Here is a 14,327-nt window from a genome sequence, read left to right on the forward strand (position 1 = left end):
TTACTAAGAGGCTGTTTTTATGAACAATAGTGAACTTCTTCAACACAAAGTGACCGATGCTTTTATTAAAGGCTTTAATGATCAACCTGAGCTTTATGTGCAAGCACCGGGGCGCGTCAATATCATTGGTGAACATACTGATTATAACGATGGCTTTGTTTTACCCTGTGCAATTGATTATCAAACGATAACAGCAGCAAAAAAAAGAAATGACCAATTAATTCGAGTTGTGGCTGCTGATTATGACAATGATATTGATGAATTTAGCCTCGACAGCGAAATTCCATTTTTACCGGGGAAAATGTGGGCAAATTATGTTCGCGGTGTGGTGAAATTTTTATTGGCGAGGGGGTATCACTTCTCTGGATGTGACATTGCGGTTAGCGGTAATGTTCCCCAAGGTGCTGGCCTGAGTTCTTCTGCGTCGTTAGAAGTGGTTATTGGTCAAACAATTAAAGAGCTGTATCAATTAGAGATTAGCCAGCAAGAGATTGCTTTAAATGGACAACAAGCGGAAAACCAATTTGTTGGCTGTAATTGCGGTATTATGGATCAGTTAATTTCAGCTTGTGGTGATGAAGGACATGCCTTATTAATTGACTGTCGCAGCTTAGAGCTGTCATCAATCCCTATTCCTGATGATCTTGTTGTTATGATCATTAATTCAAATAAGCAGCGTGGATTAGTTGATAGTGAGTATAATATTCGCCGCCAGCAATGTGAAAGTGCAGCTCAACAATTTGGGGTTAAAGCGCTACGTGATGTCACGATGTCTCAGTTTGAACAAAAACAACATCAATTGGAACCTGTAGTCGCTAAGCGTGCTAAACATGTTATCAGTGAAAATGAGCGAACACTTGCGGCAGCGCAAGCATTAACAGAAAATAATTTGCCACGACTCAGTGCACTAATGGAGCAATCTCATATTTCTATGCGTGATGATTTTGAAATCACAGTAAAAGAGATTGATACTTTGGTTGATATTGTAAAATCAGTACTCGGTGCACAAGGCGGTGTCCGTATGACAGGTGGCGGCTTTGGTGGCTGTATTGTTGCGCTTATGAAGCGGCAAATTGTTGGAGCGGTAGTCAATGCGGTTGAGCAACAATATTCAGCCTTAACAGGTTTAAAAGCCGATATTTATGTTTGCCAGCCAAGTGATGGGGCTGGTGTAATTAACAAGACATCCAAGTAGAGAGATAAATATGCAGTTATCAAAAGACCTGGGGTATGTAGCACGCGCTTCAAAAGTGATCGCGCTTACCAACAGCAATGGAATGAAAATTTTGCTGTCGACCTTGGGGGCTAGCTGGATTAGCTGCATACTGCCTATGCCGAATGGGAAACGCGATGTTCTACTTGGTTCGCCAAATATGGCAGCACAGATGGTTCAGGGCGTTTATCTCGGCGCAACGGTGGGCCGAGTCGCAAACCGTATCGCTAATGGTCGCTTTAGCCTAGATGGCCGCCAATATACATTGACGACTAATCAAGGTGAGCACTGCTTGCATGGCGGTGAGGATAACTTTAGTTATCGTGTTTGGCGAGTGACTCAAGTTAATCAACAAGAGGCTATTTTTTCATTGACCTCTGATGATGGTGATCAAGGTTTCCCTGGAGAACTGCAAGCTGAAGTTCGCTATATTCTCACCGATGAAAACAAAGTCATTATTGATTACCGTACCCAAGTCAGCAAACGGTGTCCTGTAAATCTAACAAATCACGCCTATTTTAATTTAGCGGGTGAAGATTCGGTTAAAACCGCACTAGAGCACGATTTACAGCTAGCTGCGACACACTATTTACCGACCGACAAGAATGGGATCCCAACAGGGGAATGGCGTGACGTAACGGACACTTTTTTTGATTTTCGGCGTAAAAAACGTATTGGTTATGATTTTTTGCAAGATGATGACCAAAAAGCAGCAGGTGGTTACGACCATGCGATGATATTCGATCCTGAACTCACTGATGGTGAAAAAATCGTGGCATCCGTTTTTTCTCCGGATGGTGATGTCAGGATGGATATTGCGACAACCATGCCATCAATGCAGATTTATACAGGGAACTATTTGATTTCGGTTCCGGGAAAATCGCGTTATTACACCCCATTTTCCGGCATTGCTCTTGAAACTCAATTTCCTCCCGATGCTGTCAATCACCCTGAATGGGGGGAACAGTACAATGGTGTATCTCAGCCAAACCAAGTTTATCATCAGAAAACCAGTTACCAATTTAGTTTTTGACCGTAATTGGTTGTTGAATGTGCTTGTTGGATGTATGTAGAGGAAACGGATGGCGACAATTAAAGATGTAGCGAGAGAAGCGGGGGTATCTGTAGCGACAGTCTCCCGAGTGATCAACCAATCACCTAAGGCGAGCAAAGCGTCAATTGCTTGCGTTAAGAGTGCTATGGATAAACTCGGTTATCGTCCAAATGCTGCGGCACGTGCATTGGTGAGCCAGAGCTCTGATACCATTGGGGTACTCGTGAATGATGTTTCCGATCCTTTTTTTGGCACCATGGTCAAAGCGGTTGATGCTGTTGCCCATAAAAATGGTAAACATATATTAATTTGTAATGGTTATCATACGGCACAGGAAGAACGTCAATCTATTGAACTCTTGATTAATAATCGCTGCGATGGTTTGGTGATCCACTCGAAAGCATTATCTGATGACGAGCTGATTGAATTTGCGGAAGAAGTCCCTTGTATGGTGTTGATCAATCGACATATTGATGCAATTGCTGGCAGATGTATTTCGTTGAATAACTATAAAGGTGCTTATATTGCCACTGAGCATTTAATTCGCCATGGACATACTAAAATCGCTTATATTTCATCAAATCATAATATTGAAGATGTTGAGCAGCGGTTACAAGGGTACCGTGATGCACTCAAGCAGCATGCGATCACACTACCCGATAGCTATATTGAGTATGGCGTACCTTATGGAGAAGGGGGTGAGCAGGCAATGACCAATCTACTCACTAAATCGTTAGAAATCACTGCGGTAGTTAGCTATAACGATTTTATGGCTGCGGGGGCGCTCGCTGTTCTTGATGAAAATAATATTCTGTCGCCAGAACAGATTTCAGTCATTGGCTTTGATGATGTGTTAATTGCCCGCTATATTCACCCTCGTTTAACGACTATCCGCTATCCTATTCAAATGATGGCTGAAACCGCGACTGAGTTATCCTTATCGTTAGCACGCCAAGCGCCAATGAAGGCGAGTGGCTTAGTATACTCACCGACATTGGTTCAACGTCATTCAGTACGCTCACTGAAATAGTGATTGAGTTGTTTTGGGAGTCGTTTGACTCCCAAAAGCGATTAAATCACCCATAAATCAATAAATTCACTGACAGGCATAGCTTCAAGCAATGGTTTATCTAATGAAGCTGAAAGAATGCGCAATTGCTGGGTTTGTGGAAATTGACGGGCAAGATTGGTGCGGTATTTTTTGAGTAACAGTGGAATTCCTTCTTTGCGGCGACGTTTATGGCCGACAGGATATTCGATGAGCACTTCATCAAGCACCGTGCCATCTTTTAATTTAATGGTTAACCCATTGGCAATTGAGCGTTTTTCTGGGTCGTGATAATCCTGAGTAAAACGTGTTTCCTCACGGCAAACAATTTTGTCACGCAATAGGTCAATACGTGGGTCATTGGCGATATTGTCTTCATAATCAGCAGCGGTTAAGCGACCAAAAATTAATGGCACAGCAACCATGTATTGAATGCAGTGATCGCGATCGGCAGGGTTATTAAGAGGCCCTTGTTTATCGATAATACGCACACAAGCTTCGTGAGTACGAATGGAAACACTTTCAATATCATCGGCACTTTTATCTAATGATTTTAATTTTTCATGCAATTGTAACGCAGCTTCTACGGCTGTTTGTGCATGGAACTCCGCAGGAAATGAAATTTTAAATAACACATTTTCCATGACATAAGAGCCATAAGCGCGCTGGAAACGAAATTCTTGGCCATTAAATAAGCTATCGTAAAAGCCCCACGTTTTTGCGGTTAATGCCGTTGGATAGCCCATTTCGCCTTTTTGCGCCATTAAGGCTAATCGTACTGCTCTTGATGTAGCATCCCCAGCAGCCCATGACTTACGAGAACCTGTATTTGGTGCGTGTCGATAAGTGCGTAAACTGTGCCCATCCACCCAAGCCAGTGAGACGGCATTTAAAATTTCTTCACGATTAAGACCGAGCAGCTGTGCAACAACGGCGGTTGAAGCGACTTTCACTAAGATCACATGGTCGAGTCCGACTTTATTGAAGGCATTTTCTAATGCAATACAGCCTTGGATTTCATGCGCTTTGATCATCGCGGTAAGCACATGTTTTATGGTTATCGGTGTTTTGCCCTTTGCGATAGCGTCTCGTGATAGCCAATCTGCAACGGCTAAAATACCCCCTAGGTTATCCGAAGGGTGCCCCCATTCAGCAGCAAGCCATGTGTCATTGAAATCTAGCCAACGGATCATCGTACCAATATTGAACGCAGCCTGAACAGGGTCAAGCTGGAAATGCGTTCCAGGTACTTTCGTACCATTGGGAACAATGGTTCCTTGGATAATAGGCCCTAATAGTTTTTTACATGCGGGGTATTCAAGTGATTCCATACCGCAGCCAAGGGTATCTAAGAAGCAGTAATAGGCAGTCTCATAAGCCAAGTCAGAAATAATCGGGTATTCAGTGACGTAATCGACGATATCACTAATCACTTTATCAAACTCTTGAGGTACAGGGGTAATTGTGGTCATTGATATTATCCTTATAAACGCTGTTCCATGCGGGTAAATAGTTTATTTTCTGGGCCCACATAATTGGCAGATGGGCGAATGATTTTATTATCTTGACGTTGTTCAATGATATGCGCAGACCAGCCAGCTGTACGCGCCATAACAAACAGCGGGGTAAACATGGCGGTTGGGACGCCCATCAAATGATAAGTTACTGCTGAAAACCAATCTAAATTAGGAAACATATTTTTTTCACGTTTCATGACCAATTCTAAATGGTGAGCAATATCATATAATTGGCGGTTTAAACACTGTTCTGATAATTGCAGAGCAACGGATTTAATGATGGGATGGCGTGGATCGGCAATCGTGTATACGGGATGACCAAATCCAATGATCACTTCAGACTTTTCAAGGCGCTGAATAATATCTTGTTCAGCTTCTTCAGTGGTGAGATAACGCTGTTGAATTTCCAGTGAAACCTCATTCGCGCCACCATGTTTAGGACCACGTAAGGCAGCAATTGCCCCAGTAATTGCAGAATAAAAATCTGTACCAGTACCCGCAATCACGCGAGCAGCAAAGGTGGATGCATTAAATTCATGCTCCGCATATAAAATTGAAGCGATATGCATGAAACGTTCCCACTGTGCTGGTGGCTTTTTACCATGCAGTAAATGTAAAAAGTGGGCGCCAATAGAATCATCATCAGTTTCCGTTTCAATGCGGCGGCCATGATGACTGAAATGATACCAATACAGCAGCATTGAACCTAAGCACGCTAACAATCTATCTGCAATTTCTTTTGCTCCCGCTAAAGTATGAGACTCTTTTTCAGGAAGCACACAGCCCATGACTGACACGCCTGTTCTCATGACATCCATAGGGTGAGCATTCGCGGGGATCGACTCTAAGGTTTGTTTAACGCTAGCAGGAAGACCCCTTAATGCCTTGAGCTTGTCTTTATAGGCGACGAGTTCTGATTTAGTCGGTAATTTTTCGTGGATCAGTAGGTAGGCTACTTCTTCAAATTCACATTGGGTGGCGAGATCGTGGATATCATAACCGCGATAGTGCAAGTCATTACCGTTTTTGCCAACGGTACAAAGTGCGGTATTACCTGCGGTGATACCCGATAAAGCAACGGATTTTTTAGGTTTAAATTGGGGAGTACCAGTATTATTAAGTTGTTCATTCATCGGATTATCCTTTGTAGGGGGACAACTTGAATTATTTAGAATATAAGTATTATTTTTGTTGTGAAAATAGAGCATCTAATTTTTGTTCATAGTCATAGTAATTAATGCTTTGATAAAGTTCGTCACGAGTTTGCATCAGTGGAACGACATTTTTTTGTGTGCCTTCTTTGCGTAGTGTGGTGTAAACCTGCTCAGCGGCTTTGTTCATCGCTCTAAAAGCGGAGAGAGGGTAAAGGGCAATCGCAATACCAACACTGCGTAACTCATCAAGGGTAAATAAAGGGGTTTGACCAAATTCGGTAAGATTGGCAAGAACTGGCACTTTAGTTTGCTCTACAAATTGTTGGTACATGTTCAGTTGCGTGATGGCTTCAGGAAATAACATATCTGCCCCCGCCTCAATATAAGCATGCGCTCTGTCTAACGCGGCTTCTAACCCTTCAACAGCCAACGCGTCGGTACGTGCCATGATCACAAAATTTTCATCAACGCGTGCATCAACCGCGGCTTTGATCCGATCAACCATCTCTTGTGTTGAAACAATTTCTTTATTGGGACGATGACCACAACGTTTAGCACCAACTTGATCTTCCAAATGTAAACCGGCAGCACCGGCTTTTTCGATAGATTTAACGGTACGTGCGACATTAAATGCAGAAGGACCAAAGCCGATATCTGCATCCACCATTAAGGGTAGTTCACAAACATCGGTAATGCGTCGAATATCAATCAAAACATCTTCTAAGGTTGAAATACCGAGGTCGGGTAAACCTAATGAGCCAGCTGCGACACCACCACCAGATAAATAGATAGCTTTATAGCCAGCACGTTGTGCAAGTAAGGCGTGGTTAGCATTAATAGTGCCAACTAACTGCAAAGGTGTTTCACTACTTAGTGCTTGACGAAATGCTTGGCCAGCAGAAATAGATGACATAGTAACCTCTTATGATTGTTATTAAATTGCGACTATATTCGTCATACTTCAAAATGCAGGGTTGTTGACTGCGCTATACTCGCCGAGTCACATAGTTCATCTACGCTCCCCGTCTATCTTCGCCTGTCGCCTACCTGCATCTCGAATTATTTAGAGTATAAAATGTAGCCTCTATTGATAAAATTATTCTTAGCAAGTGCTGTGCCATAAATACAAAATAGCGTATAAATAATTAAAATTATTTAAAATCATTAGGATATGATTATTTTTACTTTTGTGACCGAGTAAAGGGTTTTCAATCAAAGCAGATGAATGTTTCATTGAAATGATGTTAATGTTTCTTGGTGTTTCATTTGAAACGTCATGGCTAAATAAGGATCACTTATGCAAAAAACCATTATTTGGACGGTATCAGTATCACGATTGTTTACACTATTTCGCGATATTAGCCCTGAATTTAGTGCTCAGGCAGATATCACGCCACTAAATATTGGTTTTGAGCAAGCCGCAGCAGAAGTTCGTGAAAGGCTGAAAACGGGTCATTGTGATGCGATCATTAGTGCAGGCTCGAATGGCGCTTATTTAAAAAGCCATGTTTCAGTACCTGTGATTATTGTTAAAGTCAGCGGTTTTGATGTTATGCAAGCTCTTGCTCAAGCAAGAGAAATTAGCCATAAAGTAGGTATTATTAATTACCAGAAAATTATTCCTTCACTCGATGAATTTCAAAAAAACTTTGGCTTACGTATAGAGCAGCGTAGCTATATTACCGCAGAAGATGCGCGAGCACAGTTGAAATCATTGAAAGCAATGGGGATCAACGTTGTTGTCGGGGCTGGACTCATTATGGATTTAGCCCAAGAGCTAGGGATGACGGGGATCTTTATTTATTCAACTGAAACCATCCGTCAGGCGTTTTATGATGCCATCGAGCTGAGCCGTATTTCATACGATCAAAAAACAACGCCTATTGGTTATTTACCTGAAAATAGTACTAAGATCCGCCATACCATTAATGATCTTATTGGCGCCTCACCACTGATGGAATCTGTGCGTCAAAACATAATGTTATATGCGCGCTCAGAGGCGACAGTATTGATCCAAGGCGAAAGTGGTACAGGTAAAGAGATGGTTGCTCAAGCGATACATCATGAATATTGCTTATTTAATCAGCATAAAAGAAATAAAGCCCCCATGCCATTTGTGGCCGTCAATTGTGGAGCAATCCCTGAAAACTTACTGGAAGCAGAGTTGTTTGGTTATGAAGAAGGCGCTTTTACAGGCTCGCGGCGTGGCGGACGAGCTGGTTTGTTTGAGATGGCAAATGGCGGAACTCTATTTTTAGATGAAATCGGTGAAATGCCCTTAGTATTGCAAACCCGCTTATTAAGAGTATTAGAGGAAATGACGGTCGTACGTATTGGTGGCTATCGACCATTGCAGGTCAATGTGCGTGTAATTTGTGCAACCCATTGTGATTTAGATAGCTGGGTTAAGGAAGGACGCTTTCGAGCAGATTTATTTTATCGACTAGGTGTGTTACGTATGCAAGTTCCTTCATTGCATCAACGGGGAGATGATATATTTATGTTAGCGGAAAGGCTGTTAAAACTCGCTTTTGCGGGGCTACAGCAATCCCTACCGGCTTTTCGGGTTCAGCAATTATTTAGCTGTCATGGATTTTTTAGGCAATATTCATGGCCGGGTAATGTTAGGGAATTACGTAACTTAATGGAGCGAGTCGCATTATTCTGTAGTGCTTACCCAGAAAAATCTATCACTCAAGAATTATTAGAAAATTTATCACCTGAACGTAAAACGACAACCCATGACGTTATGCAAATCAATCCTCTTGATGCCTCTTTAACAGAAGTGATGGATTATTTTAAAGGTGATAGACAAGCTGCGGCTCAGTATTTAGGTATTAGTCGTACCACATTATGGCGTCGTTTAAAGCAGCAAAAGAGTAAAAATTAATTTTCTGCCATTTAATTAAAAATAAATGATATTCAATTTAAAAAATGAACAAAAGGGAATATTTATCCTAATAACTTGTACAGCAGAACCAAGGTAATAGCAGAATATTGTAAGAAACTATTTATTAGCGCAATTCTAATAAAGAATGTGGGTTAGTGATGTTTAAAAAATATTCAAACGATTGCTGCGGTGGTTTTTTTAACGAATTGTTTTTTAAGCGTTTTTCTTGTTCTTTCTATCATTCTAAAAAATAGCACATTGCTAAAAAACAGTGATTTTTCTCACATAAATATTTTTACTAGTGAGCATTAGTTTTTCTCATTTTAATTTAGCCAATTAAAGTTCTATATTGCCGGCAAATTAGTCCTATCGTTTATTTTTATATCTGCACTAGTCGCCGGACTGAGTTGCTGTTTTTCAGCTCAGTGTTGCCGCACAGCCCCCCGATGAAGATGCAGCGCATTTAATTTTTTTATTAGCGGGAGAGTAGGTCGTGAAACAGGCCTCTACAATAATGCGCAAACAAGACAGTACTTTTGTACCTGTCGCTGGTTTAACTATTTTTGCAATCGCTTCGGGGTATTTGATGAGCCTGATCCCATTATCAATGGGTGGCTTTAATATCGATACCAGCTACGCAGGATGGCTTGCAAGTGCTTACTATATTGGCTTATTAATTGGCTCAATGATGATTGAGCCTGTGATCGTTAAAATAGGGCACCGCCTTTCATTTATTGTCTTTTTATTAATGCTTGCAGCAACAGTCGTGGTGTTGCCGTGGGCAGCAACAATAGCTGCTTGGCTACCAAATCGTTTAATTGCCGGTATTGCGGTTGCAGGGATTTTTGTTGTTGTTGAATCATGGTTATTGATTGGTGATAACGCTAAAGAAAGAGCAAAACGTCTTAGCTTTTATATGACATCACTGTATGGCGGTACCACCCTCGGGCAATTAGCCATCGGAGTAATTGGTACTCAAGGCGTTTACCCATTTATGGTGGTATTAGGTTTATTATTACTGGCTGTTTTACCGCCGTTGCTGCTTCGTCAAGGTCAGCCTGCTTGTGATTCTCACAAAAAGTTGTCTTTGAAAAAGATTACCCGTTTAAGTAAGCCAGCCATGATTGGTTGTATGACTTCAGGGATTTTGATGGGAACCATTTATGGTTTAATGCCGTTATCGCTTAAAAATGGCCCATTTACCACTCAGCAAGTCGGTGTATTGATGGCATCGATTATTTTGGGTGGTATGTTGATTCAGCCTGTGATCAGCAAGCTATCCGTTATGATGAGCAAAACTCTGTTATTGGCCATGGTTTCATTGTTGGGGGTATTTGCGATGGGGATTGTCTATATCTCTGAAGATTACCTTGTGATGATAATTGCTTTGGCGCTGTTAGGGATGTCATCTTTTGCATTGTACCCAATTGCGATCACCTTAGCTTGTGATAGCCTTGAATCATCGTATATTGTTGCGGCGACACAAGTAATGCTATTTAGCTATAGTATCGGTTCTGCGGTTGGTCCGTTGGCGGCGGGAACATTCTTAGAGCAACACAATGGTTTAATTAACTTCTTCTTTATCGTATTGACAGTCACCACGATTTATATGTTGATTGCAAGTGTACGTCGTAAAGCAGGCGTATTAGCTAATTAGTTATTTGTAGTTAAAGAACATGCCGTGTTACTTCATATTTATTGGGTAAACACGGCATGTTTATTTATATATCCATGAACTTGAAATTATAGCGCTTTGTGTTGAAGAACTAGGCTTGCTGGTTCTTAGCGCTTGAATTATTGAACATATAGGCTATTTTTTCTTGCTAGTAAACGATGCAGTGGCGAATGCTCCCTCTATTTCAATATTATCCGTTAAACCAGTGATACGTTGCTCCCACATTTCACCTAATCTGAAATCCCACGATAACGGCTGAATAGGGAAACGTCCTGCATTTGGTGTGAAAGTCATTTCACTAAAATAGAGCGTGTTATCGGTCATTAAAAAATCAGCTCGGCAATAGTCAAATGGGCTAGTGAGTTTTTGTGCAAGCCGTAACATTTCTTGAAACAAATTTGGTTCGGCAACGTCTTTAGGTGTGTTTGGAAAATCAACCACAATAGGTTGTAGTAACCAATCAGTATCATAAATATTGGCATACATATTTCCCTTTGTATCGATGAAATTAATTTCAGCATACATAGGTTTGCCTGAAAAGCAGTGAATGCGGCAGGTTTCTATGGCTAATTGTTTATCTCTATGTGTTGATAAATCGATATATTCTTCGCAAATTATTTTTGCTTTAATATCTTTATAATGACGTTCACGGGTGATGTAATACAAATTTCTCGTCATGTGGCGTGAAAGTTTATGTTTGGCTTTTTGTAAATCAAATGTTGTTTTATTTGTACAAATAATACTACTGCCACTGTCATGATTACACTTTAATACAAAGCGCTCGGGTAGTTTATCAATATTGATCTCATTAACATTGTTATAGGCGGCTAAAATTGGTACTAAATATTGTTCGCCTATTTTCCGTGTCACATATTCACGAGCCGTGAGTTTATCAGCAAGCTGTGTATATAGCGGATTTTTATCATATATCATACGGTGATTAACTTTCTCATTAAAACTTTTAGGTACTTCAATATTAGGGATGTAACCTAGTTTTTTCCTAAATTTATTAGTGAGATAGAGTTTATCGCTGATGACTAAAGTGCGTAGTTTTTTGAGTAAATATTCGACTTTTTTCATATGAGTCGCCTAACCATTCTTTATGTTATTATTTAATAAAATTTTAAAAACTTAAAATTGCTCAGCAATTATATTTAGGTAAACATAAATAGATATTAAATATGGAGGGTATTGTTAAATTTTCTGATTTTTTATTTTTCTATATTTTCTATCTTAAGTGATATTTTTATTAAACAGATAATAAATAACCTTTATATTAGCAAGGTAATTAAATCCTATATTTGTTTGTTTTTATATCAATATTCGTCAGTTTATTTTATAAATGTACACAAGGATGCCAAGACTATCTGATAGTAACAGTCGAACGCTAAGTTAACCTTAAGGAATTATTTAATTTTTAGAGTATTAGTTAGCTAACTAATAGCCACTCATCTATATTTATTGATGTAAAGTTAATCAAATGTATGATGAGGTATATGTAGTGAACGATAAACCACTGTCCCAACCTTACTTGTTACTGCTTGATATCCATAGCCCCGCCATTGTTGAATATCACAAATCTACAGGCCAAATACATAACCTTCTTGAAGGGCTTGGCGGCACGCCTGATGGGATTACCGTTGATCCTGAAAACCGTTTAATTTATTGGAGCAACATGGGGGAAGACTTTGAAGCCGATGATGGCTCTATCAATGTGATCAACTTTAATGGTACTAATCGAAAAGTATTAGTCAGTCACGGGAGAATTCGTACACCAAAACAATTACAACTTGATCAAATTAACCAACGATTATATTGGTGCGATAGAGAAGGCGGAAAAGTTTCATCATGTAATGTTGATGGTAGTGATTTACAGACACATGTTGAGCGGCCTAGAGATCCTCAAGGTAAAGTCGACATACTCGACCAGTGTGTTGGTATTACCGTGGATATTGAGAACAATTGGCTATACTGGACACAAAAAGGTATGTCAAAAGGCAATCAAGGTCGTTTGTTTAGAGCGCCACTACGACCAACAGTGAATACTGAACCTACTCATCGACAGGATATTGAGCTACTACTCGACAAATTACCTGAACCTATTGATTTGTTACTGGATGGGGAAGAACATATTCTCTATTGGACAGATCGCGGTGGCGAACCGAATGGTAATAGCTTGAATAAAGCAGATATTACTGAAAACGGTTTGAGCAATCATCAGGTGATTTGTCGTGGTTTCAATGAAGCGATCGGTTTAACTTATGATAAGTCCGCTCAGCTAATGTATGTTACTGATTTACTCGGTGGAGTATATCAAATCGCCTTGAATACAGGAGAGGTTAAGACGTTGTATCAAGGCAACGGATATACAGGGATAGCGCAATATTCAGCATAAAATCAGTGAGATGTACTATTTCGGCACTTCACCCATTTTACGTAAAAAGCGGATTTGAGCATCCAGTAATTGCCGGTAGCTAATACAACGATAAGGCAGATCATATTGTTTGGCTAACCGAGCAATAATGGCGGCTAACGCGGGGTAATGGCGATGGTGCCAACCGGGAAATAAATGGTGGGTAAGATGGTAGTTTAGCCCGCCAGTCAAGCGCCATAACCATTTGGGTGAGGGCAACCAATCACAAGCAGTCACAAAATTGTGATAATACCAACCATGAGGCATTTGCTGGTTATTCGGTGCCTCAAAAAACGCCGTTTCAGCCCAATGTGTACCAAGCAATAAATAAACGACAAATAAAGAAGCGACCATTTGACTCGCTAGGTAAGTGAGTAAGATAGTCATGATGTCTATACCATGGAGGTGTGCAACCCATAAAGGTAGCCCAAGCATCAGTAACAGATGGCATATTTTACTACCTAAAAATAATGCCCAACCCAATTTACCTTCTAGTACTTTCCGCGATTTAAGTGGCGTTTTTCCCGTTCTATCAGACCAATCAAATACTAATGCAATCCATGTAAGCGAGAACGATGCGACGATTGGCCAATAAACATGTTGATACTTCATCATTGGACGCCAGTTTTGAAAGGGTGTTTGCCTAAAAATACCATTTTCCTCGGTATCTAAATCGTAATGTTCAATATTGGCATAGCGGTGATGAAAATAGACATGGCGGACTCGCCAAAACTCAGGCTCTAGCCCTAGTGGCAGCGTGACTAAACGGCCAAAAATACGATTTAGCCACGTTTGCTTAAACAAAGTATTGTGACAAGCATCGTGCTGGCCTAATACATTCAACAGCATGATGAGTAACACAAAGCCAACATAGCCAGCAATATACACAACCGTTGAAGATGTTAGCAATGTAGGAATATAACAGATGATAGCAAGGACTATCATGCTGATAATCAGAAAAATATCTTTCTTGCTTGCATATACATGATCGTTTTTACTATTGAGATAGTTATGGCTCGCTTGTTTTAATGCATCATGAAAAGCGTGCTCATTAGCGTGTGTAAAATGCAATTCGTTCAGTTGTGTGCTCATCGTTTTATATTTTTTTGATAAAATGCGTCATTTATTATGCCTCAATCAATCCTTGCAACAAAGGATCTACTTTTTCTAATCGCATCAATTCATCATCTTATAATGTTAAGACATTGATAAAGGTCATCTTCTGGTTTCTCAACGTCCCGATACATTTCGGTCATCTCTAATGTACAGGTATATCCAAACAGGCCAATGCCAAAACGCATTGCATTGCTTAATTTTATAGTTCCGATAGGGAGAAGCAGCGCTAGCTAAGTTAGTACTTGCT

11 protein-coding genes are annotated in these 14,327 nt (G+C 40.4%); 6 read left to right on the forward strand and 5 right to left on the reverse strand.

Annotated elements, in window-relative coordinates; all coding sequences use genetic code 11:
* Window positions 1-19 precede the first annotated feature (19 nt).
* From galK to JI723_RS06655, 3 genes are read left to right on the forward strand one after another with little or no spacing between them, the layout of a single operon-like run.
* Window positions 20-1,195 (forward strand): galactokinase, encoded by a 1,176-nt coding sequence (gene galK / locus JI723_RS06645; RefSeq protein WP_272581245.1) that lies wholly within the window; start codon window positions 20-22, stop codon window positions 1,193-1,195.
* A gap of 10 nt (window positions 1,196-1,205) precedes the next feature.
* On the forward strand, window positions 1,206-2,246 hold the full coding sequence (gene galM, locus JI723_RS06650; RefSeq protein ID WP_272581244.1) for a galactose-1-epimerase: 1,041 nt from the start codon (window positions 1,206-1,208) through the stop codon (window positions 2,244-2,246).
* Between the two features lie 49 nt (window positions 2,247-2,295).
* Window positions 2,296-3,297, forward strand: a complete 1,002-nt coding sequence (locus JI723_RS06655) for a substrate-binding domain-containing protein (RefSeq protein WP_283125671.1) — start codon at window positions 2,296-2,298, stop codon at window positions 3,295-3,297.
* A gap of 41 nt (window positions 3,298-3,338) precedes the next feature.
* Here the strand turns inward: JI723_RS06655 and JI723_RS06660 are convergent, their stop codons facing one another.
* The 3 genes from JI723_RS06660 to prpB are packed head-to-tail and all read right to left on the reverse strand — an operon-like array spanning window position 3,339 to window position 6,899.
* Window positions 3,339-4,787, reverse strand: a complete 1,449-nt coding sequence (locus JI723_RS06660; protein WP_337979855.1) for a bifunctional 2-methylcitrate dehydratase/aconitate hydratase — start codon at window positions 4,785-4,787, stop codon at window positions 3,339-3,341.
* A gap of 11 nt (window positions 4,788-4,798) precedes the next feature.
* Window positions 4,799-5,965: a bifunctional 2-methylcitrate synthase/citrate synthase gene (gene prpC, locus JI723_RS06665; protein ID WP_272581242.1), complete on the reverse strand. Its 1,167-nt coding sequence runs from the start codon at window positions 5,963-5,965 to the stop codon at window positions 4,799-4,801.
* A gap of 49 nt (window positions 5,966-6,014) precedes the next feature.
* A complete protein-coding gene (prpB, locus tag JI723_RS06670; RefSeq protein WP_070928763.1) occupies window positions 6,015-6,899 on the reverse strand; it encodes a methylisocitrate lyase in 885 nt (294 codons plus the stop codon).
* 384 nt (window positions 6,900-7,283) lie between these two features.
* On the opposite strand from prpB, the gene prpR reads away from it, so the two are divergent.
* A complete protein-coding gene (gene prpR, locus JI723_RS06675) occupies window positions 7,284-8,876 on the forward strand; it encodes a propionate catabolism operon regulatory protein PrpR (protein WP_337979856.1) in 1,593 nt (530 codons plus the stop codon).
* A 514-nt stretch (window positions 8,877-9,390) separates the two neighbouring features.
* Window positions 9,391-10,533: an MFS transporter gene (locus JI723_RS06680; RefSeq protein ID WP_337979957.1), complete on the forward strand. Its 1,143-nt coding sequence runs from the start codon at window positions 9,391-9,393 to the stop codon at window positions 10,531-10,533.
* Window positions 10,534-10,686: 153 nt separating this feature from the next.
* Here the strand turns inward: JI723_RS06680 and JI723_RS06685 are convergent, their stop codons facing one another.
* On the reverse strand, window positions 10,687-11,631 hold the full coding sequence (locus tag JI723_RS06685) for an ATP-grasp fold amidoligase family protein (RefSeq protein WP_272581240.1): 945 nt from the start codon (window positions 11,629-11,631) through the stop codon (window positions 10,687-10,689).
* Between the two features lie 421 nt (window positions 11,632-12,052).
* Between JI723_RS06685 and JI723_RS06690 the strand changes: the two genes are divergently transcribed.
* A complete protein-coding gene (locus JI723_RS06690; protein WP_272581239.1) occupies window positions 12,053-12,946 on the forward strand; it encodes a hypothetical protein in 894 nt (297 codons plus the stop codon).
* Window positions 12,947-12,961: 15 nt separating this feature from the next.
* Here JI723_RS06690 and JI723_RS06695 read toward each other — a convergent pair whose 3' ends face one another.
* On the reverse strand, window positions 12,962-14,056 hold the full coding sequence (locus tag JI723_RS06695; protein WP_272581238.1) for a fatty acid desaturase family protein: 1,095 nt from the start codon (window positions 14,054-14,056) through the stop codon (window positions 12,962-12,964).
* Window positions 14,057-14,327: the final 271 nt, after the last annotated feature.

The organism is Providencia manganoxydans (assembly GCF_016618195.1).
GTDB classification, from domain to species: domain Bacteria; phylum Pseudomonadota; class Gammaproteobacteria; order Enterobacterales; family Enterobacteriaceae; genus Providencia; species Providencia manganoxydans.

What these genes read in the sequence shown, in the direction of transcription:
- JI723_RS06680 (WP_337979957.1), top strand. Translation starts at nt 9,391, where the DNA reads ATGCGCAAACAAGACAGTACTTTTGTACCTGTCGCTGGTTTAACTATT.
- prpB (WP_070928763.1), bottom strand. Translation starts at nt 6,899, where the DNA reads ATGTCATCTATTTCTGCTGGCCAAGCATTTCGTCAAGCACTAAGTAGT.
- JI723_RS06685 (WP_272581240.1), bottom strand. Translation starts at nt 11,631, where the DNA reads ATGAAAAAAGTCGAATATTTACTCAAAAAACTACGCACTTTAGTCATC.
- galM (WP_272581244.1), top strand. Translation starts at nt 1,206, where the DNA reads ATGCAGTTATCAAAAGACCTGGGGTATGTAGCACGCGCTTCAAAAGTG.
- JI723_RS06695 (WP_272581238.1), bottom strand. Translation starts at nt 14,056, where the DNA reads ATGAGCACACAACTGAACGAATTGCATTTTACACACGCTAATGAGCAC.
- prpC (WP_272581242.1), bottom strand. Translation starts at nt 5,965, where the DNA reads ATGAATGAACAACTTAATAATACTGGTACTCCCCAATTTAAACCTAAA.
- galK (WP_272581245.1), top strand. Translation starts at nt 20, where the DNA reads ATGAACAATAGTGAACTTCTTCAACACAAAGTGACCGATGCTTTTATT.
- prpR (WP_337979856.1), top strand. Translation starts at nt 7,284, where the DNA reads ATGCAAAAAACCATTATTTGGACGGTATCAGTATCACGATTGTTTACA.
- JI723_RS06660 (WP_337979855.1), bottom strand. Translation starts at nt 4,787, where the DNA reads ATGACCACAATTACCCCTGTACCTCAAGAGTTTGATAAAGTGATTAGT.
- JI723_RS06655 (WP_283125671.1), top strand. Translation starts at nt 2,296, where the DNA reads ATGGCGACAATTAAAGATGTAGCGAGAGAAGCGGGGGTATCTGTAGCG.